Origin of the sequence: Aureibaculum algae, from assembly GCF_006065315.1 — a bacterium.
Classification (GTDB): domain Bacteria; phylum Bacteroidota; class Bacteroidia; order Flavobacteriales; family Flavobacteriaceae; genus Aureibaculum; species Aureibaculum algae.
Window position 1 is genome coordinate 3,984,763 of record NZ_CP040749.1, and the last position, 19,536, is coordinate 4,004,298.

Below are 19,536 nucleotides of genomic sequence, written 5' to 3' on the forward strand. Positions count from 1 at the left end.
TATCTTTGAAACAGTAACTTAAACAAATAACTCATGAAAAAGCTATTAATATTAGGAGCAGGAACAGCAGGAACAATGATGGCAAATCATTTAAGGCCAAAACTACGTAGTAATGAATGGGATGTTACTATTGTAGATCAATATAAAACACATTATTATCAACCTGGTTTTTTATTTCTTCCTTTTGACACCTATACCGAAAGTCAAGTAAAAAAAGTTGGAAAAAAATTAATTCATAAGAAAGTAAATTATATCCAGAAAAAAATTGAGAAGATAATTCCCAACGAAAACAAAGTCCAATTAGAAGATGAAACCATAAATTATGATGTACTCATAATTGCAACTGGTTCAAAAATTGCACCTCAAGAAACTCAAGGTCTATTAGGACCATTATGGAAAAAAGACATTTTTGATTTTTACACTTATGAAGGTGCGTTGGCTTTACGAAACAAACTAAGAGATTGGAAAGGCGGAAAATTAGTAGTTCACATTACTGAAATGCCTATAAAATGTCCCGTTGCTCCACTCGAATTTGCTTTTTTAGCTGATTCTTATTTCCGTAAAAAAGGTATGCGAGACAAAGTAGATATTACCTATGTAACGCCACTTTCAGGGGCATTTACAAAACCCACTTGTTCTACCGCATTGGCGTACCTTTTAAAAGAGAAAGATATTCATCTCGAACCTGATTTTTCTATCATGGAAGTAGATAATAACCAAAAAGCAATTGTAGATTATGAAGAAAGAGAAATTCCTTTTGATTTACTTGTAACCGTACCTACCAATATGGGTGATGAACTTATAGAAAGGTCGGGTTTAGGTGATGATTTGAATTTTATACCCACAGATCATAACACCTTACAATCAAAAGCACATGAAAATATTTTTGTAATTGGAGATGCCACTGATGTTCCAGCCTCTAAGGCAGGTTCTGTAGCACATTTTCAGGCAGAGACATTGACAGATAATATCCTTCTCTATATAGATGGTTATAAACTTAAAAAAGAATTTGATGGACATGCCAATTGTTTTATTGAAACAGGAAATAACAAAGCATTGCTAATTGATTTTAATTACAAAACAGAACCCGTACATGGTACATTCCCTTTTGCCAAAATAGGCCCATTACGATTATTGAAAGAAAGTGTATTTAACCATTGGGGAAAATTAGCTTTTCGATGGATTTATTGGAACATGTTATTAAAAGGTATTGCCATTCCTTTTGTCTCAAGAAATATGAGCTTTAAAGGAAAAGTATTTGACATAAAATCGAAATAAAAAAATAAGTAAAACTAAAAAACTAAGATTATGGAAGCAAAAACAATAGCAGGTATGCAAGTAAACGTAAACGAAGAAGGATACCTAGAAGATATGAATCAATGGAATGAAAATATTGCAACAGAAATTGCAGATGAAATAGGTATTGAATTAACTGATAAACATTTTGAAGTGCTACATTATTTACGCAATCAAAATAAAGAAGGTGTGGCTCTTACTATCAGAAGAGTAGGTAAATCTGGCATCGTAGATATTAAAGGATTGTATACATTATTTCCAAAAGGACCTTTAAAATTTTCATCTAAAATTGCTGGAATACCAAAACCAACAAGTTGTATATAGTTCACTATAAATTCAATAAAAACTCACAAAATGGAAACAAAAAAAATAGATAATAAAACCGAGATAAAAGAGAAGAAGCCTTTAGAAAAAGTATGTCTTATTTGTGCAAAAGGTAGTTTAGAAGATGTTTATGCTACTTTAATAATGGCAAATGGTGCCGTTATGGAAGGTATAGAAACCAATGTATTTTTCACCTTTTTCGGATTGGATGGTATCACTAAAAAATCGATGAATACATTGCATACAGCAACGACAGGAAACCCTTCGATGAGAATGCCAGGAGGTCTTCCTTTCCCAACTATGCTTGGCGGATTACCAGGAGTAGAAACAGCAGTTTCGGGTATGATGCGAAAACAAATGGAAGCGTTAGACATGCCACCTGTAGATGAATTTCTAGAAATGATAACCGCTGGTGGTGGTAGAATATTTGCTTGTAAATTAGCCGTTGACATGTTTAAAATAACCAAAGAAGATATGTCTGAAGAAGTAGAAGATATCATTACCATAGGTCAGTTTTATGAACTTTGCGATGGTGACAGAACTCAAATAATATTTACCTAGTCATTTTAAATTAAACTGTAAAACCCGAAGCCGTGGCTTCGGGTTTTTTATTTGTTTTGTCTATGACAACTACGCAGTTAACTTTAACCAATCGCATCATCTTCTATACACTCAAGAATGACAATTATTTTTGTAACTTGCATTCAGATATTAAATAATTAAATGTGCTTTTAAAAGAAAAAATTTCAATTGAGTGTTTTAAAGATATAAAATTCAAAATCAGACTTGTAGATTCCAAAAAAGACACAGAAGCTGCTTTTTCCCATTATTTACACAATTCTAAAAATGGAGTCGCTGAATCTTGTAAAGCTGATGCAATTGCTCATGTTAAAAACTTATTTGATTATAAATACCCAAATGAAGAAATATCAAATTTAGCGGCAGAAGAGGCTTTGCAGTTTTTAATTTTTCAACAAGAAAAAATTCCGTTTCCCGCTCCTAAAAAGGTCTCCTTTAAATTTATTGACCTATTTGCAGGTATTGGTGGTTTTAGATTAGCACTCCAAAACATTGGAGGTAAATGTGTTTATACTAGTGAATGGGATAAAGCCGCTAAAACGACTTACAAAGAAAATTTTGGAGAGATACCATTCGGTGATATAACAAAAGATAGTACAAAGAATTATATTCCTGAAAAATTTGACATTTTATGTGCTGGTTTCCCTTGCCAAGCTTTCTCTATTGCGGGAAATAGAAAAGGCTTTGCTGACACAAGAGGAACTTTATTTTTCGATGTAGAAGATATTATTTCCAAACACAGACCAAAAGCTGTTTTTCTTGAAAATGTAAAAAACTTAGTGACTCACGACAAGGGAAAAACATTTAAAACTATTATTGAGGTTTTAGAAAAAAAATTAAAATATAAGGTTTATTATAAGGTCTTAAATTCTATGACACATGCCAATATGCCTCAAAATAGAGAGCGTATTTTCATTGTTGCTTTCGATCCGAAACAAGTAAGAAACTTTAGTCAATTTAAATTTCCGGAAAAAATTGAACTCACAAAAACAATTCATGATATTTTAGAAAAAGGAAAACAAGAAGAAAAATACTATTATGCTAAAAGTCATCAATATTATCCAGAATTAAAGAAAACCATGACTTCTAAAGATACAGTTTATCAATGGAGGAGAGTTTATGTAAGAGAAAACAAAAGTAATGTTTGCCCAACATTAACTGCAAACATGGGCACAGGAGGGCATAATGTCCCTTTAATTAAAGATAATTATGGTATTAGGAAATTAACTCCTAGAGAATGTTTTTCTTTTCAAGGTTACCCAGAGAATTATATTCTACCCAATCTTGCAAATGGAAGATTATATATGCAAGCTGGCAATTCAGTTACTACTACTTTAATTGAAAGAATTGCAAATCAAATAATAGAAATTTTATGAAGTCCTTTGTAGAATTAGATAAGGAAAACGAAAGTGAATACTTAAATTTACTTTCTGCAGTTTCAAAACTTTCAGGTCTTTTCAGTGACAACTCTATTCCTCTTATAAATTACCGAGTAGCTGAAAACATTTTTTGTAAAAGTTTTAATGCAGATAATTTATCTAGATCTGATACCGCTTTCGATGCAAATTATAAATCTGTTGGTGTTGGATTAAAGACCTTTACATGTCCATCAAGTAATAGTAATGAAAAAATTGCTGAGTTTAATTCTCTTTCAAGTGAATTAAAAGAATTAAAGGGTAAAAAATTAGCAATTCGGCTTGCTGAATATAGAAATCAAAGAATAAATTTAGCCAAAAGAAATTATAATATAAACGCTTCAATTTATCATATTGTAGCTAGAAAGAAGAATGAATTAGTTTTATTTGAAACTGATTATGATAATATTGATATAGATAACATTCAGAATCAAAAAAAAACAAAAGCTGGATGGTCCTTTGAGGATGGTAATAATTTTTACAGTTTTAATTATTCAAAAAGTACGCTTTACAGAAAATTCATTATACCTGATAACGCATTTAGATTACCAATAAGTATAATTAAAGATCCATATAGTCTATTATTAAATATCTTTAAAGACAAAGTTTTACCTCTAGCTAGCGACAGCCTTACAAGAGGTGTGAATTATGTGGTACTACCCCTTTATAGTACCAAATACAAAGATAAAAGAGTTAGCGAAAAAAGTGGCTTAAATCAGTGGAATGCGGGAGGAAGAAACAGAAACATTGGTGAAGTTTATATTCCTATTCCAATTGAAATTCATAAACAATTCCCGTTTTTTTTTCCAGAAAGAGATGAACCCTTCAAATTAAAAGTTCCTACAGGTGAAATTTATGATGCTAAAGTTTGTCAAGACAATTCTAAAGCTTTAATGACAAATCCTAATAAAGATCTTTCTAATTGGCTTTTAAGAAATGTCTTAAAACTAAAAGAAGGAGAATTAGCAACTATGGATAAATTGAATAAGTTAGGTTTAGACAGTGTAATTTTAATAAAAGACAATGAGGGTATTTTTAAAATTGACATTATGAAAACTGATTCTTATATTGATTTTTTAGAAAATAAATAGCTCACTCAATTATTATATGTTAAAACTTAATAAATTACAAAATGTATGAGTAATACCAATTTTTTCTACGTAAAAATAAGTTGCCCAAAAGAAGTTGATGAATTAAACTTCTACCATTTATTGAAAAAATTGTCTAAAGGTGTTTTAGAGCAACATACGTTATATAACATACCTAACAATCTTCATTTAGCAAAAAATGGAGATATTATAATAATTCAAATTGGTGGAGATTCTTCAAATAAAAAAAAATATTTAAAACAAAATATCATAACTAAATACGATAATTATAAAAATGGCATTCACGCCATAGGTTTCATTAAAAACATAAATAAGGATCAAAAAGAAGTAAACATTAACATTATCGGTTTAAAATCATCCATTTCTAAAAGTGATTTATACTATTTTCCTCAATTTATTAATAATTTAGGTGGAACAACCAAAGGAATTCCAAATCAGGCAGGCCTATATGAACTCGAGTACTCCATTGGTTTAAGTTTAATTGATTATTTAAACTTAAATAACCTATTACCGTCAGAGGTTGAAGAGTTGAATGAATTAAACAGTAAAAACAAACTTTACGAAATCGCCTACAAAAATTTTCAATCAAAATTTTCGAATAAAAAAACTACCAATGATTTAATTGAAAAACTTCCTAAAAAATCAGTTGAACCTATTAAAAGAAAACCATTAATAGATATAAAAAATAAATTTATTGATTGGATTAATAAAGAAGATAATTATAAAAAATCTTATGATGGTTTAGTTACAGAATTAGTATTAGATTTTTGGAACAAAGCATATTTCAATAATCAATTGTTTATGATAGATATGGAAAATCTAGCTCAATCTATATCAAAAATCGAATCCTTAATATTGTATTCTGATAATTCAGAATGGATAAATTACAGTCAAGCAACTAGCAAAGGAGCTCCAATGGCAGTGCTAGGTAAAAATAATTATCTCAGATTTTTATATGAATTAAGCAATGAAATTAAATCAAATAATAGTTTATTAAACCAACAATTAGCTCCCCAAATTTTTAAATCTGAAAATTTCAAAAAAGCCTGTGAAATTTCTGGCTTAAACTACCCACCACAACTGATCTCAAGATACATTGCATCATTAGCTACCAAACCATTTGTATTATTAAGTGGTTTGTCAGGTTCTGGAAAAACCAAAATAGCAGAAGCTTTTGCCAAATGGATTTGTGAAAGTGAAAAACAATATGCATTAGTACCTGTTGGAGCAGATTGGACGAACAGAGAACCTCTTTTAGGCTACCCTAATGCATTAAAAGATAATGAATATGTAAAGCCTGATAATGATGCTCTAGATTTATTGATGAGAGCTGAAAATGATGAATCAAGGCCTTACTTTTTAATACTTGACGAAATGAACTTAAGTCATGTTGAACGTTATTTTGCAGATTTTTTAAGTACAATGGAATCTAAAAATGATATTCCATTACATAAAATTGAAAATGAAATTAAAAACATCCCTAAAAGATTAAAATTACCACCCAACGTATTTATAGTTGGAACTGTAAACATTGATGAGACAACCTATATGTTTAGCCCTAAAGTGCTGGATAGAGCAAACACCATTGAGTTTAGAGTAAAAAATAAAGATATATTAAGTTTCTTAAAAGAGCCTAATGATGTCGACTTAGACTCATTGAAAGGCTTAGGTAGTTCTATGGGTTCTAATTTTGTAGATATTGCTACTAAAAAAGAAAACTATGAATTAACTGAAAAGCAACAACATGAAGTTTATAAGTTTTTTAAAGAACTCCAAAAATCTGGAGCTGAATTTGGTTACAGAACTGCTTTTGAGATCTCTAAACTAATTTTCAAGCTTGAAGAATTTGGCTTAAACAGTGAAGACGACAAGATTGATGTTGCAATTATGCAAAAATTGTTGCCTAAACTTCATGGTTCTAGAACTAAATTGAGTCGAACATTAAAACCTTTAGCTGAATATTGTTTAAAAAACGTAGATGATGATTTTGAAGATAATTACTTTAATAATTTTGACAAAATAGACTTTGAGAAAGATGTGAACATTAAGTATAAATTATCTTTTGAGAAGATAATGCGTATGTATAAAAACGCTGTAGAAAATGGATTTGCTAGTTATGCAGAAGCTTAATATAAATGGCAGAAGTAAACCACATATCCATACCTTTATATCATATTTCTAAAAATTTAGAATTAAAAATTTTTCCTGAAGGTTATAGCCGAATATTTAAAATAGATGAAATAGAAGCTGATGCTTTTGGCGAGATACCTTTTCAAATTTTAGAAAGTCAAAGTTATGAGTATGCTTTCAACAAAGTAGGATACCGGCTAAGTTGTGATTACAACAATGTTATTAAACAATCCCATAGAGAAAAACATACTGGAAGAATTAATCCTAGTTTTTTTGTTGGAACATTAAAACTAAATCTAACACATAATCAAAAAACTCTAGATAGAGAACATGTCTATTTAGAGGTTTTGGCAACTAAATTTAATTCCGACAATTTAGATAAAAGCTACCGAGAGAATTATAGATTTATGTTGGAAAACATAACAGAAAAATGTACCGAATTACTATTACAAATCAACTCTCCAATTCAACAACATTTCGAAACAGATTTTAATAAAGAAAGTGAAAGTTTATATCAACAATTTAGTTTTATTAACTCTATTATAGGAAGTCTAGAGTTTGAAGAAGCCATTCAAAAAATAATTAGTACACCAAAAACAAATTGGGCAATCAATAAAGAATTATCTGATGTTTGTAATGTCAAAAAGTTTACCCGAAATAGTATTAAACAATTAGTTCATAGAGGTAATAGAATACCTGTTCCTATTTCGCATCCATTATACAATAATCCCCTTAAAAATATTTCATCACATATTATCAGTAATAAGAAAGTTGAAATTATAGATAATACAGAAAATAGATTTATAAAACATGTTCTACATACTTATCTGTATTTCAGTGAAAACTGTTTAAATAAATTTGAAAAAGGAACAAGAGCCTCTAAAGAAGCAAAACACCTATCAAACAAATTGGAACAACTTATTAATAGCTCTTTTTTTAATCAAATTTCTAGACCTACAAGTTTAAATTTTAATAGTCCCGTACTTCAAAGAAAAAGTGGCTACAGAGAATTGTTAAAGTCTTGGTTGAAATTTGATTTAGCAGCTAAATTGACTTGGACTGGAGGCGACGATGTTTATCATGCTGGTAAGAGAGATATTTCTAAATTATATGAATATTGGTTGTTCTTTATGTTGTACGATTTATTTAAAACAAAGTTTAAACTTAATAACATTGAACATGATGGACAGCCTTATAAAAGTTTAATTGAAAAAAGTAAAAACGGACTTAATTTTATTATAAAATCTGGTACTCACACTGCCTTAAGTGGAGTAAGTGAATTTGAAAACAGAAAATTAAATATTAAGTTTTCGTATAATCAAACTTTTAAAGGAAACAAAAAGTATTCATCTAAGGAACAAGGAAGTTATACAAAAAACATGTATCCAGATTACACTTTATCTTTCTGGCCTGCTGAAATTAAAGAAGAAACTGCCGAAGCACAAGAATTAATTGTACATGTACATTTTGATGCAAAATATAAGGTAGACTATTCAGGTAAATTTACAGAATCTAGAAACGAGGAGGAGGAATCTGAAAGGAAAGGAGATTATAAAAGTGTTGATTTATTTAAAATGCATGCTTATAAAGACGCCATCAGAAGAACAGGTGGAGCATACATTTTATATCCTGGAAATAATGAACCAAATATTAACCATGGTTTCCATGAAATAATACCAGGATTAGGTGCATTTGCATTAAGACCAACTGCTGTAAATAATGGTTCTAAAGAATTAAGTAAGTTTATTGATAGAATAATTAGTCATTTACTAAACAGAGCTTCACAAAGAGAAAATATAGCTTCAAAATCATATAATATCCATAAGTATGATACTCCAAATGTTATAAAAGAACCTATTCCTGAGTATATTGATGGAGAAAAACTAATTCCAGATGAAATCTATGTACTAGTTGGATTTTCTAAAAATAACAAACGCCTAAAATGGTACCATAATAATTCTAAATATAACTTTAGAATGAATGATGAAAAAGGGACCCTTCTGTTTTCACCTAAAGTTGTCAATGCCAAATTTTTATTATTAAGAGAAAATGGCAAAGCACAAGCTTCTATTTTGTATAAACTAAAAGAGGGCATCCGGGTGTATTCGAAAGAATACTTACAAGAATTAGACCATCCAGATGCTAAAAAGGATCATTATTTAGTTTATGAATTTGAGCAAGATAGTGATGACTTAAGAGTCTTCAAAAATCTTAAATGGAACTTTAAAGAATTGGATGAATATAAAAAGATAGTTGAGGGAAAAAATATTCGTTCAGCTTCCGGTGAGCCTTTTTCAGTAACTTTAACGGAATTAATGAATGTAAAAATATAATACATAATTTAATTCTGAAAAGTTAAACAAATATCAAAAATTAAATGGAACCTAATTTATAAAATCAAAAAGCAACATGTCGAATTATTTAAAAACGCTCTAATGGCAATAGAATTCATAAAGCAAATATCACACTTTAAAACTGTTAAAGTCCCAATATATATTAATGTAAAAATACAAGAGTGTGCTCTAAATCATTTAAATTTAAAAGATATGGGGCAATTAAGAGATCGAATGGAAGGACAAATGTATTACAACAAGTTAAGAAGTAATATAATGTCCGAGTTCGCATTGGAAAATATTCTATTTAAAACTTCATTTGATTGGGATAAAAGAATGGATAAAAGCTATAAAAGGAAACCTTATTCTATTGAAGATTTTAAAGTACATCTAATTACTTTTAATACAAATAATTTTCCAAAAATAAGCGTTGCACACACAAATCTATGTATTATGGCAAATGCAACTGAAGACTCTAAAGTATATTTAAGTGGACTAGCAACAAAGGAGCTAATAAAAAGTAGTGGTTTAAATATTAGAAATGACATTTTTGAAATGAAAAGCTTCGACAAACTTATTCCTTTTTCAACACAAGAAGATTTAATAGAAGTACTAAATAAAACGGTTTAACTTACTGAATGTATGTTAAGAACTAGAAAAATAAAGGTTACTATAAACAATTACACAATCTTTCCCTATACCTTTTCAACATAAAATAACAATTATATTAATAGAATAGCTTTCATTTTTTATTCAAATACATCCTTTCAAATTTGTTTAAAATGAAACAAAATAATTTCTTTTCCCGTTAATTTTGAATCTGTAAATGATATACTTTTACAGCCAATTAACACATTACTTTATATGATTGTTTGGGGCTTATTTATTTTAGGAATTTTAATTTTTCTAGCATTAGATTTAGGTGTTTTTAATAAAAACCCACATGTTATTAGTATTAAAGAAGCTTCTGCATGGACAGCCGTTTGGGTGACGCTTTCCTTTCTTTTTTCGGGTGTTATTTACTGGTTGTATGGTTCGGGTACCATTGCCAATCCAGATCAGCTTACGGCTAATAATGCCACTATCAAATATATTACAGGTTATTTGATTGAACTATCATTGAGCATCGATAATATTTTTGTGATTGCCGTTATTTTCAGTTCTTTTAATATTCCTTTAAAATATCAGCATCGCGTATTGTTTTGGGGTATTTTGGGTGCCATCGTCTTTAGGGCTTTGATGATTTTCTTTGGTGTAGTACTCATTAATAAATTCAGTTTTACTACGTATGTTTTTGGAGCCTTTTTATTATTTACGGCCTTTAAAATGCTAACACAAAAAGAAGAAACCTTTAACCCTAAAAGGTCTTTTGTCTATAGAAATTTAAGAAAAGTAATGCCCATTACTACTCAAATGGATGGACAAAAGTTTTTTATGCAGTTAAAGCATATAAAAGCGGCTACTCCACTATTTATAACGTTGGTTGTAATTGAATTTACAGATATTCTATTCGCACTAGATTCTGTGCCTGCTATCTTAGCCATTACTTCAGACCCGTTTTTGGTATTTAGCTCTAATATCTTTGCTATTTTGGGGCTACGGTCTATGTATTTCTTTCTTTCAAATATGCTTAATAAGTTTGAATATCTTAAATACAGTTTGGTTGCTATTTTAACCTTTGTTGGTGTAAAATTAATTTTAGCACATCACTTTAAATTTCCAGAATGGGTTTCGTTAACCTTTATAGGCTTGTCCTTGCTGATAGGTATTTTAGTTTCTCTAAGAAAAGCAGAAGATTAAAAAGAACTATTTATATTTTAGTCGCGTATCAATGGCATTGTAGAACAACGTAACAACCCTTCTTGTTTGGCAATTTCGGCATACGGCACTTCTTCAACCGTAAAATCGTGTTGACGTAACCATGTATTTAAGCGTGTAAAATTTCGTTCAGAAACGACCACTTTTTCAGAAATAGAAAATATATTACTATTCATGTTGTACATTTCCTCTTTTGAAATTTCATAGGTATTCTCAACTCCAAAATAATTCACCAACCAATTGTACTCTTCTTCAATTAAGAATCCATTTTTATGAAGTATCGCTTTGTCTTTACCAATAGGTTGAAAACAACAATCTAAATGCAAGGCATTATCTTTAGCGTCTGTATTAGATTTACGTAGCTCAAATGATTTTACCTTTTTGTTAGGAAACAATTCTTGTAAAGCTTCAACAGCATAACTATTAGTACGTGCGGTAATTAAATCAGGGTAATCATCGCCCGTATAAACACCTACAAAAATATACTCATTCCATGGCATTACATCACCGCCCTCTACATGTACCTTTTCTGGTAGTTTAATTACATTTTTAGGATCTATTTGAGCTATAACATAATCTATAGCTTCAATTTCTCGATCTCGGTCTGGCAGTATATTCGATTTTATAAATTTATCTTCAATAACAAAGGCAATATCTCTAGCAAAAATCTGATTGTAATTTTCTATTGATTTTGGTCTAAAAACATGAACGTCGTATTTTTTAAAAACCGCATCTAAGGCTTCCATTTCAAGTATCATATCTTCTTGTTTCGGATAGGTACCTGCCAAAATATGCTCAATAGACTTAGGGTCATACGCTTCTTCAACAGAAGGTGCTGGACCATTACTGTTGGCAATACCTAAGACTACCGCTCGTAGTCTTGAAGTTTCGTTTTGTATATTTAGTTTAAGCATATAAAAAATGTCATTTTCCCCAAAAATATGGAAAAAATGACATTATAGATATTTTAAAATTGATAATTATCTTTTTTCTACTGGTATAAAAGGTCTTAAGGTTTTACCAATATATATTTGACGTGGTCTACCAATAGGTTCTTTGTTTAAACGCATTTCTCTCCATTGAGCAATCCATCCTGGTAAACGACCTAAAGCAAACATTACGGTAAACATTTCTGTTGGAATACCTAACGCTCTATAAATGATACCTGAATAGAAATCAACATTTGGATATAGTTTTCTTTCTACGAAATAAGGATCTTCCAACGCTTCTTTTTCTAAGCCTTTAGCGATTTCTAAAATTGGATCTTCAATACCTAAATCTGCTAAAACTTCATCAGCAGCTTTCTTAATTATTTTAGCTCTAGGATCAAAGTTTTTATATACACGATGACCGAAGCCCATTAATCTAAATGGATCATTTTTATCTTTAGCTTTGGCCATGAATTTTTTAGTATCACCACCATCCGCTTTTATAGCTTCTAACATTTCTATTACAGCTTGGTTTGCACCACCATGTAATGGCCCCCAAAGAGCTGAAATACCTGATGCCAATGACACGAATAAACCAGCATGAGATGAACCTGCAATACGCACAGTACTCGTTGAACAATTTTGCTCATGGTCTGCATGTAAAATTAACAGCTTATCTAAGGCTTCTACTACAATAGGATTTAAAGTATACTCTTCATTAGGTTGTCTAAACATCATCTGTAAGACATTCTCTACATACCCTAACGATGTGCTACCATAATTTAGAGGTAACCCCATTTTTTTACGCATGGTCCAAGCCACCAATACCGGAAACTTACCTAAAATCTTAACTATCGATTTGTACATCGCTTCTTCAGACCGAACATCTACTGACGTTGGATTAAAAGCTGTTAATGCACTTGTTAATGAACATAAAACGCCCATTGGGTGTGCCGATTTTGGAAAAGCATCTAAGATTTTCTTAACATCTTCATCTACTATAGATTGATGTTGAATATCGTAATGAAATTTTTCCAACTCACTTTCCGTTGGTAATTCTCCAAATATTAGTAAATAAACAACTTCTAAAAAGTCTGCTTTTTCGGCAAGTTCTTCAATACCATAACCTCTATAATGTAAAATTCCTTTTTCACCATCTAAAAATGTAATAGCACTCTCACACGACCCCGTGTTTTTAAACCCTGGATCTAACGTTATAACTCCGTCTGTACTAGTTCTTAGCGAGCTTATATCAATTCCTAATTCATCTTCAGTACCTTTTACGACCGGAAATTCATACGACTTTCCATTTATTGCTAAAGTTGCTTTTTCTGACATGTATTTTGCTTAAATTTTATTAAATATAGTATAACGCTAATTTACAAAAATTACTATAATAATTTTAAGAAAAAAATTGAATTTAATATTCCGCATAAAAAAAAGCGATTATCTAAGATAATCGCTTTTTATATTCACTTATAATTAAAATTATTTAACCTTAAATGCTTTTTCTTGAGGATAATAAGCTACATCTCCTAATTCTTCCTCAATACGCAATAATTGATTGTACTTAGCCATACGATCTGAACGAGAAGCAGAACCCGTTTTAATTTGACCACAATTTAACGCTACCGCTAAATCAGCAATAGTATTATCTTCTGTTTCACCTGATCTGTGACTCATTACAGTTGTATATCCAGCATCTTTTGCCATATTTACAGCAGCAATAGTTTCTGTAAGTGAACCAATTTGATTTACTTTAATTAAAATTGAATTCGCAATGCCGTTCTCAATACCTTTTGCTAAACGCTCTACATTTGTAACAAATAAATCATCACCAACTAATTGTACTTTATCTCCAATTAATTCAGTAAGATATTTAGTTCCATCCCAATCATTTTCATCCATTCCATCTTCAATAGAGATAATTGGATATTTGGCAGCCAATTCAGCTAAATATTCAGCTTGTTCTTTAGAAGTTCTTATTACACCTTTATCACCTTCAAATTTTGTGTAATCGTATTTACCATCAACAAAAAATTCTGCAGATGCACAATCTAAAGCAATCATAATTTCATCACCTAATTTGTAACCTGCATTAGAAACAGCTTTTGCAATAGTATCTAAAGCATCTTCTGTACCTCCAGCTAAGTTTGGTGCAAAACCACCTTCATCACCCACAGCTGTACTTAAACCTCTATCGTGTAATACTTTCTTTAAGTTATGGAAAATCTCTGTTCCCATTTGCAAAGCATGCGTAAAGTTTTTGGCCTTTACTGGCATAATCATAAACTCTTGAAAAGCAATAGGAGCATCTGAATGCGAACCACCGTTGATGATATTCATCATTGGTACTGGTAACGTTTTTGCAGAAACACCACCTACATAACGATAAAGAGGCATACCTAATTCATTAGCAGCAGCTTTAGCAACAGCTAAAGAAACACCTAAAATAGCGTTTGCTCCTAACTTAGATTTATTTGGTGTACCATCTAACTCAATCATTAATTTGTCAATCAACGCTTGTTCAAAAACAGAAGTTCCAATTAATTCTTCAGCAATTATATCATTAACATTAGCAACGGCTTTTAAAACACCTTTACCCATATAAGCTTTACCACCATCGCGTAATTCAACAGCTTCATGCTCTCCCGTTGATGCTCCAGATGGTACTGCAGCTCTACCTAATATACCACTATCTGTAATTACATCAACTTCTACAGTTGGATTACCTCTTGAATCAAAAATTTGACGTGCGTGAATGTTAATTATAATGCTCATGACTTTACTATTTTTTGTTATTATTTAATGTTTTAAACTCTCTTAAATTGTTCATGTAAATTTACGCAATTACTGCCGTTTTTACCTTAAAAATAAAGCTTATATACGACAACGTTTTCGATAAAAATAAGGTCAATTCAGCTTGCTGTAAATTCCTTTTACATTTACAAAATTGTACTAATTACTCTCAATCATTTCAAAGAACTGATCAAAAAGATATACCGAGTCATTTGGTCCCGGACTAGCCTCTGGATGGTATTGTACAGAAAAACACTTTTTATTTTTAATACGAATACCTGCTACGGTATGATCATTTAAATGCATGTGTGTTATTTCTACATTTTCATTCTTTTCAGTTTCTTCTTTGTTAATTGCAAATCCGTGATTCTGAGATGTTATTTCACCTTTACCAGAAATTAGATTTTTTACAGGATGATTAATTCCTCTATGACCGTGGTGCATTTTATAAGTGCTAATTCCATTTGCCAAAGCGATTACCTGATGCCCTAGGCATATTCCAAATAATGGTAAATTCTTCTCAATAATTTCTTTAGCCACTTTCTGAGCTTCTACTAATGGTTCTGGATCTCCAGGACCGTTAGACAAAAAGTATCCGTCTGGATTAAAGCTACTCATTTCCTCAAAGGTTGAGTTATAAGGGAAAACTTTTATATACGCATCTCTTTTGGCTAAATTTCTAAGAATATTCTTTTTTATACCAATGTCTAATGCTGAAATTTTATATTTTGCATTCTCATCACCAACATAATAGGGTTTTTCTGTTGACACTTGAGATGCCAATTCTAAACCATCCATATTAGGTACTTCTGCCAATTGTTTTTTTAATTTTTCAATATCATCAACCTCCGTTGAAATAATGGCATTCATCGCTCCATTTTCTCTAATATAAGTTACTAGAGCTCTCGTATCCACATCAGAAATTGCAATCAAATTGTGTTTTTCAAACCAATCTTTTAAAGAGCCATCAGCATCAGGGCGTGAATAATCAAAACTAAAGTTTCTACAAATTAATCCAGAAATTTTTATTCCATCTGATTCTACTTCAGCTTCCTTAACACCATAGTTTCCAATATGTGCATTGGTTGCAACCATTAATTGACCAAAATATGATGGATCTGTAAAAATTTCTTGATAACCGGTCATTCCCGTATTAAAACAAATTTCTCCTGTTGATGAACCTTCTATGCCTATTGATTTTCCTTCAAAAATAGTTCCATCAGCTAATAAAACGATTGCCTTTTTTCTAGTTTGATACTTCATTTAGCGTATATGATTTTTACAAAAATAATATAAAAAAAAGGATAAACTAAATTAGCTTATCCTTTTTATATTTAATGTTTATTAACATTCTATTCTTCCTCTTCTGAATTAGAAGCTTTTTTATCAGCAACTGGAACCGGAGGTACAGCTGTAGTAGCTTTGCTACCACCTCTTCTACTTCTTCTAGTATTTTTCTTCTTATTGCTATTAGGATTGTAAGTAGTATTGTAATCTACCAATTCTACCATAGCCATATCAGCATTATCACCTAATCGGTTACCCAATTTGATAATTCTAACATAACCTCCTGGTCTGTCTGCTACTTTAGTAGCAACTTCTCTAAACAATTCAGTTACTGCCTCTTTTTGTCTCAAATAAGCAAAAACTATTCTTCTATTGTGAGTAGTATCAGATTTTGATTTTGTGATTAAAGGTTCAACAAATTGTCTTACCGCTTTCGCTTTAGCAACAGTTGTATTTATACGTTTATGCTCTATTAATGAACATGCCATATTAGCTAACATGGCTTTTCTATGAGCAGTTTTTCTACTTAAATGATTAAATTTCTTTCCGTGTCTCATCTCTTACTATCCTTATTCTTTATCTAACTTATATTTACTTAAATCCATTCCAAAAGTTAACCCTTTGACATTCACTAACTCATCTAATTCAGTTAATGATTTTTTACCAAAGTTTCTAAACTTCATTAAGTCGTTTTTATTGAATGATACTAAATCACCTAAAGTATCAACTTCAGCAGCTTTTAAACAATTTAATGCTCTTACTGAAAGATCCATATCAATCAACCTAGTTTTTAACAACTGTCTCATGTGAAGTGATTCTTCATCATAAGTTTCAGTTTGTGCAATTTCATCAGCCTCCAATGTAATACGCTCATCAGAGAATAACATAAAGTGGTGAATCAATATTTTTGCAGCTTCAGTTAATGCATCTTTAGGGTTTATAGAACCGTCAGTAACAATATCAAAGATTAATTTTTCATAATCTGTCTTTTGCTCAACACGAAAGTTCTCTACTGCATATTTTACATTTTTAATTGGTGTAAAAATTGCATCAGTAAATATAGTACCTAAAGCAGCGTTTGCTTTTTTATTCTCTTCAGATAAAACAAATCCTCTACCTTTTTCTATTGTAAATTCTAAATCAAGTTTAACTGATTTTTCCATTTTACAAATAACTAAATCAGGATTCAATACTTGAAAACCTGAAATAAAGTTTTGAAAATCACCAGCAGTTAACTGATCTTTACCAGTTACAGTTACCGTTACTGTTTCGTTTTCAGTTTCTTCAATTTGTTGCTTAAAACGTACTTGTTTTAAGTTCAAAATCATTTCAGTAACATCTTCTACAACACCTTTTACTGTAGAAAATTCATGCTCAACACCTTCAATTCTTAAAGATGTAATTGCGTATCCTTCTAATGAAGATAATAAAACTCTACGTAGTGCATTACCAACTGTTAAACCATAACCTGGTTCTAAAGGTCTGAATTCAAATCTACCTTCAAAATCAGTAGATTCGATCATTATTACTTTATCGGGTTTTTGAAAATTTAATATTGCCATAAGTTCAAATACTATCTTTAATTATTTAGAGTATAATTCTACAATAAATTGTTCATTAATATTTTCTGGAATTTGAATTCTTTCTGGTACAGTTACAAAAGTACCTTGCATTGTATCACTATTCCAGTTTAACCACTCAAATACTGCACTATTATTAGCTAATGAATTTTCAATAGCCACTAAAGATTTAGATTTTTCTCTAACTCCGATAACATCACCTGCTTTTAAAGAATAAGAAGGAATATTAACTAATTCACCATTAACAGTTATATGTCTGTGAGAAACTAATTGACGAGCTCCACTACGAGAAGGAGAAATACCCATTCTGAAAACAACGTTATCTAAACGAGATTCACATAATTGAATTAAAATCTCACCCGTAATACCTCTACTTCTAGATGCTTTTTCGAATAAATTTCTAAACTGACGTTCTAAAATTCCGTAAGTGTATTTTGCTTTCTGCTTTTCCATTAACTGGACAGCGTACTCAGATTTTTTACCACGACGACGGTTGTTTCCGTGTTGTCCTGGAGGATAATTTCTTTTTTCGAATGATTTATCATCTCCGAAGATTGCCTCGCCAAATTTACGAGCTATTTTAGTTTTGGGTCCTGTATATCTTGCCATTTCTTTTTGTTTTATAAAAGGGATTATGAATTAAGGCTTATCCTTCGATAATCTATATTTCCTTCTAATTGATTAAAATTTATATTAACAGTTACTAAATTATATTCAGTATTTTTTACTTGAGCAGTTGAAATTAATTCAACTTATACTCTACGTCTTTTAGGAGGACGACATCCGTTGTGAGGTAATGGAGTAACATCAATTATTTCAGTTACTTCAATACCAGCATTATGTATGGTTCTAATAGCAGATTCTCTACCATTACCTGGACCTTTTACATATACTTTCACTTTTCTCAATCCTGCTTCATGTGCAACTTTAGCACAATCTTCAGCTGCAGTTTGAGCAGCATAAGGTGTGTTCTTTTTAGAACCTCTAAACCCTTGCTTACCTGCAGAAGACCAAGAAATAACATCTCCTTTTTTATTCGTTAAAGAAATTATGATATTATTGAATGTAGCTTGAATGTGAGCCTCACCAATAGCATCAACGATAACTTTACGTTTTTTTGAACTCGCTTTTGAACTTGTTTTTGCCATAATTAATAGTCATTAGTAGATTGTACAAAGTAAGTTAAAAAGATAACTACTAGCACAAACCCTTATAAATTATTTAGTTGCTTTCTTTTTGTTAGCAACAGTTTTTCTTTTACCTTTTCTAGTTCTAGAATTATTCTTAGTTCTTTGACCTCTTAATGGTAAACCTGATCTATGACGAATACCTCTATAACATCCAATATCCATTAAACGCTTAATGTTCATTTGAGTTTCAGAACGTAATTCACCTTCTATAGTGTAAGTACCAACTTGTTCTCTAATTCTACTGATTTCATCATCAGTCCAATCTTGAACTTTCGTGTTTTCATCTACCTTCGCATTGGCTAAAACTTCTTTTGCTCTATTTCTGCCAACACCGTAGATGTAAGTTAATGAAATAACTCCTCTTTTGTTTTTTGGTATATCTATACCCGCTATTCTTGCCATAATTATCCTTGTCTTTGTTTAAATCTAGGATTCTTTTTATTGATTACATATAATCTACCTTTTCTGCGAACTATTTTGCAGTCGGCACTTCTCTTTTTTACTGATGCTCTTACCTTCATCGTTATATTTTTAGTATCTGTAAGTTATTCGAGCCTTAGTTAAATCATAAGGACTCATTTCTAATTTTACTTTATCTCCAGGTAGTAATTTAATGTAGTGCATACGCATTTTACCTGAAATGTGTGCGGTTACAATATGACCATTTTCTAGCTCAACGCGAAACATTGCATTTGACAATGCTTCAATTATTGTTCCGTCTTGCTCTATTGCTTGTTGTTTTGCCAT

General features: G+C 30.7%; 20 protein-coding genes. 9 read left to right on the forward strand and 11 right to left on the reverse strand.

Annotation, left to right across the window (positions count from 1 at the left end; all coding sequences use genetic code 11):
• Positions 1-33 precede the first annotated feature (33 nt).
• From sqr to FF125_RS16930, 9 genes are all read left to right on the forward strand, one after another.
• Positions 34-1,278 carry a type III sulfide quinone reductase, selenoprotein subtype gene (gene sqr, locus FF125_RS16890; RefSeq protein WP_138950891.1) on the forward strand — a complete coding sequence of 415 codons (1,245 nt, stop codon included), beginning with the start codon at positions 34-36 and terminating at the stop codon, positions 1,276-1,278.
• A gap of 30 nt (positions 1,279-1,308) precedes the next feature.
• On the forward strand, positions 1,309-1,620 hold the full coding sequence (locus tag FF125_RS16895; protein ID WP_117879361.1) for a TusE/DsrC/DsvC family sulfur relay protein: 312 nt from the start codon (positions 1,309-1,311) through the stop codon (positions 1,618-1,620).
• Between the two features lie 30 nt (positions 1,621-1,650).
• On the forward strand, positions 1,651-2,181 hold the full coding sequence (locus FF125_RS16900; RefSeq protein ID WP_138950892.1) for a DsrE/DsrF/DrsH-like family protein: 531 nt from the start codon (positions 1,651-1,653) through the stop codon (positions 2,179-2,181).
• 164 nt (positions 2,182-2,345) lie between these two features.
• Positions 2,346-3,575: a DNA (cytosine-5-)-methyltransferase gene (dcm, locus tag FF125_RS16905; protein ID WP_138950893.1), complete on the forward strand. Its 1,230-nt coding sequence runs from the start codon at positions 2,346-2,348 to the stop codon at positions 3,573-3,575.
• Positions 3,572-4,705, forward strand: a complete 1,134-nt coding sequence (locus tag FF125_RS16910) for a phospholipase D-like domain-containing protein (protein ID WP_138950894.1) — start codon at positions 3,572-3,574, stop codon at positions 4,703-4,705. The genes dcm and FF125_RS16910 overlap by 4 nt, the downstream gene beginning before the upstream one ends.
• Positions 4,706-4,750: 45 nt before the next feature.
• Entirely contained in the window at positions 4,751-6,853 is a 2,103-nt protein-coding gene (locus tag FF125_RS16915; RefSeq protein ID WP_138950895.1) for an McrB family protein, read from the forward strand.
• 5 nt (positions 6,854-6,858) lie between these two features.
• Positions 6,859-9,186, forward strand: coding sequence for a DUF2357 domain-containing protein (locus FF125_RS16920; RefSeq protein ID WP_138950896.1), 2,328 nt, complete (start codon positions 6,859-6,861; stop codon positions 9,184-9,186).
• Positions 9,187-9,288: 102 nt separating this feature from the next.
• Positions 9,289-9,816 (forward strand): hypothetical protein, encoded by a 528-nt coding sequence (locus tag FF125_RS16925; protein WP_138950897.1) that lies wholly within the window; start codon positions 9,289-9,291, stop codon positions 9,814-9,816.
• A 234-nt stretch (positions 9,817-10,050) separates the two neighbouring features.
• Complete coding sequence (locus FF125_RS16930; protein ID WP_138950898.1) at positions 10,051-10,986, forward strand: TerC family protein; 936 nt, start codon at positions 10,051-10,053, stop codon at positions 10,984-10,986.
• A gap of 17 nt (positions 10,987-11,003) precedes the next feature.
• Here FF125_RS16930 and FF125_RS16935 read toward each other — a convergent pair whose 3' ends face one another.
• The 11 genes from FF125_RS16935 to infA all read right to left on the reverse strand — a co-directional run bounded on the left by FF125_RS16935 (position 11,004) and on the right by infA (position 19,536).
• Positions 11,004-11,918 carry a dimethylarginine dimethylaminohydrolase family protein gene (locus FF125_RS16935; protein WP_138950899.1) on the reverse strand — a complete coding sequence of 305 codons (915 nt, stop codon included), beginning with the start codon at positions 11,916-11,918 and terminating at the stop codon, positions 11,004-11,006.
• 66 nt (positions 11,919-11,984) lie between these two features.
• Complete coding sequence (locus tag FF125_RS16940) at positions 11,985-13,271, reverse strand: citrate synthase (protein ID WP_138950900.1); 1,287 nt, start codon at positions 13,269-13,271, stop codon at positions 11,985-11,987.
• A 150-nt stretch (positions 13,272-13,421) separates the two neighbouring features.
• Positions 13,422-14,714, reverse strand: a complete 1,293-nt coding sequence (gene eno / locus FF125_RS16945; RefSeq protein WP_138950901.1) for a phosphopyruvate hydratase — start codon at positions 14,712-14,714, stop codon at positions 13,422-13,424.
• Between the two features lie 177 nt (positions 14,715-14,891).
• Positions 14,892-15,995: a glutamine-hydrolyzing carbamoyl-phosphate synthase small subunit gene (gene carA, locus FF125_RS16950; RefSeq protein WP_138950902.1), complete on the reverse strand. Its 1,104-nt coding sequence runs from the start codon at positions 15,993-15,995 to the stop codon at positions 14,892-14,894.
• An 89-nt stretch (positions 15,996-16,084) separates the two neighbouring features.
• Positions 16,085-16,576 (reverse strand): 50S ribosomal protein L17, encoded by a 492-nt coding sequence (gene rplQ / locus FF125_RS16955; protein WP_138950903.1) that lies wholly within the window; start codon positions 16,574-16,576, stop codon positions 16,085-16,087.
• Between the two features lie 12 nt (positions 16,577-16,588).
• Positions 16,589-17,581, reverse strand: coding sequence for a DNA-directed RNA polymerase subunit alpha (locus FF125_RS16960; protein ID WP_117879372.1), 993 nt, complete (start codon positions 17,579-17,581; stop codon positions 16,589-16,591).
• Positions 17,582-17,602: 21 nt separating this feature from the next.
• Positions 17,603-18,208 carry a 30S ribosomal protein S4 gene (gene rpsD, locus FF125_RS16965; protein ID WP_117879373.1) on the reverse strand — a complete coding sequence of 202 codons (606 nt, stop codon included), beginning with the start codon at positions 18,206-18,208 and terminating at the stop codon, positions 17,603-17,605.
• A gap of 143 nt (positions 18,209-18,351) precedes the next feature.
• Complete coding sequence (gene rpsK, locus FF125_RS16970) at positions 18,352-18,747, reverse strand: 30S ribosomal protein S11 (RefSeq protein WP_138950904.1); 396 nt, start codon at positions 18,745-18,747, stop codon at positions 18,352-18,354.
• Between the two features lie 69 nt (positions 18,748-18,816).
• The gene (gene rpsM / locus FF125_RS16975; RefSeq protein WP_117879375.1) at positions 18,817-19,191 is read right to left on the reverse strand and encodes a 30S ribosomal protein S13; all 375 of its coding nucleotides are present in this window, start codon (positions 19,189-19,191) and stop codon (positions 18,817-18,819) included.
• A 2-nt stretch (positions 19,192-19,193) separates the two neighbouring features.
• Positions 19,194-19,310 carry a type B 50S ribosomal protein L36 gene (gene ykgO / locus FF125_RS16980; RefSeq protein WP_013305171.1) on the reverse strand — a complete coding sequence of 39 codons (117 nt, stop codon included), beginning with the start codon at positions 19,308-19,310 and terminating at the stop codon, positions 19,194-19,196.
• Between the two features lie 10 nt (positions 19,311-19,320).
• Complete coding sequence (gene infA, locus FF125_RS16985) at positions 19,321-19,536, reverse strand: translation initiation factor IF-1 (protein WP_117879376.1); 216 nt, start codon at positions 19,534-19,536, stop codon at positions 19,321-19,323.

Bases quoted from the DNA above. Each gene is read 5' to 3' on its own strand.
- carA (WP_138950902.1), bottom strand. From the start codon at position 15,995: ATGAAGTATCAAACTAGAAAAAAGGCAATCGTTTTATTAGCTGATGGA.
- infA (WP_117879376.1), bottom strand. From the start codon at position 19,536: ATGGCAAAACAACAAGCAATAGAGCAAGACGGAACAATAATTGAAGCA.
- FF125_RS16925 (WP_138950897.1), top strand. From the start codon at position 9,289: ATGGCAATAGAATTCATAAAGCAAATATCACACTTTAAAACTGTTAAA.
- eno (WP_138950901.1), bottom strand. From the start codon at position 14,714: ATGAGCATTATAATTAACATTCACGCACGTCAAATTTTTGATTCAAGA.
- rpsK (WP_138950904.1), bottom strand. From the start codon at position 18,747: ATGGCAAAAACAAGTTCAAAAGCGAGTTCAAAAAAACGTAAAGTTATC.
- sqr (WP_138950891.1), top strand. From the start codon at position 34: ATGAAAAAGCTATTAATATTAGGAGCAGGAACAGCAGGAACAATGATG.
- rpsM (WP_117879375.1), bottom strand. From the start codon at position 19,191: ATGGCAAGAATAGCGGGTATAGATATACCAAAAAACAAAAGAGGAGTT.
- rplQ (WP_138950903.1), bottom strand. From the start codon at position 16,576: ATGAGACACGGAAAGAAATTTAATCATTTAAGTAGAAAAACTGCTCAT.
- FF125_RS16940 (WP_138950900.1), bottom strand. From the start codon at position 13,271: ATGTCAGAAAAAGCAACTTTAGCAATAAATGGAAAGTCGTATGAATTT.
- FF125_RS16930 (WP_138950898.1), top strand. From the start codon at position 10,051: ATGATTGTTTGGGGCTTATTTATTTTAGGAATTTTAATTTTTCTAGCA.
- FF125_RS16910 (WP_138950894.1), top strand. From the start codon at position 3,572: ATGAAGTCCTTTGTAGAATTAGATAAGGAAAACGAAAGTGAATACTTA.
- ykgO (WP_013305171.1), bottom strand. From the start codon at position 19,310: ATGAAGGTAAGAGCATCAGTAAAAAAGAGAAGTGCCGACTGCAAAATA.
- FF125_RS16935 (WP_138950899.1), bottom strand. From the start codon at position 11,918: ATGCTTAAACTAAATATACAAAACGAAACTTCAAGACTACGAGCGGTA.
- FF125_RS16920 (WP_138950896.1), top strand. From the start codon at position 6,859: ATGGCAGAAGTAAACCACATATCCATACCTTTATATCATATTTCTAAA.
- FF125_RS16900 (WP_138950892.1), top strand. From the start codon at position 1,651: ATGGAAACAAAAAAAATAGATAATAAAACCGAGATAAAAGAGAAGAAG.
- FF125_RS16915 (WP_138950895.1), top strand. From the start codon at position 4,751: ATGAGTAATACCAATTTTTTCTACGTAAAAATAAGTTGCCCAAAAGAA.
- FF125_RS16960 (WP_117879372.1), bottom strand. From the start codon at position 17,581: ATGGCAATATTAAATTTTCAAAAACCCGATAAAGTAATAATGATCGAA.
- rpsD (WP_117879373.1), bottom strand. From the start codon at position 18,208: ATGGCAAGATATACAGGACCCAAAACTAAAATAGCTCGTAAATTTGGC.
- FF125_RS16895 (WP_117879361.1), top strand. From the start codon at position 1,309: ATGGAAGCAAAAACAATAGCAGGTATGCAAGTAAACGTAAACGAAGAA.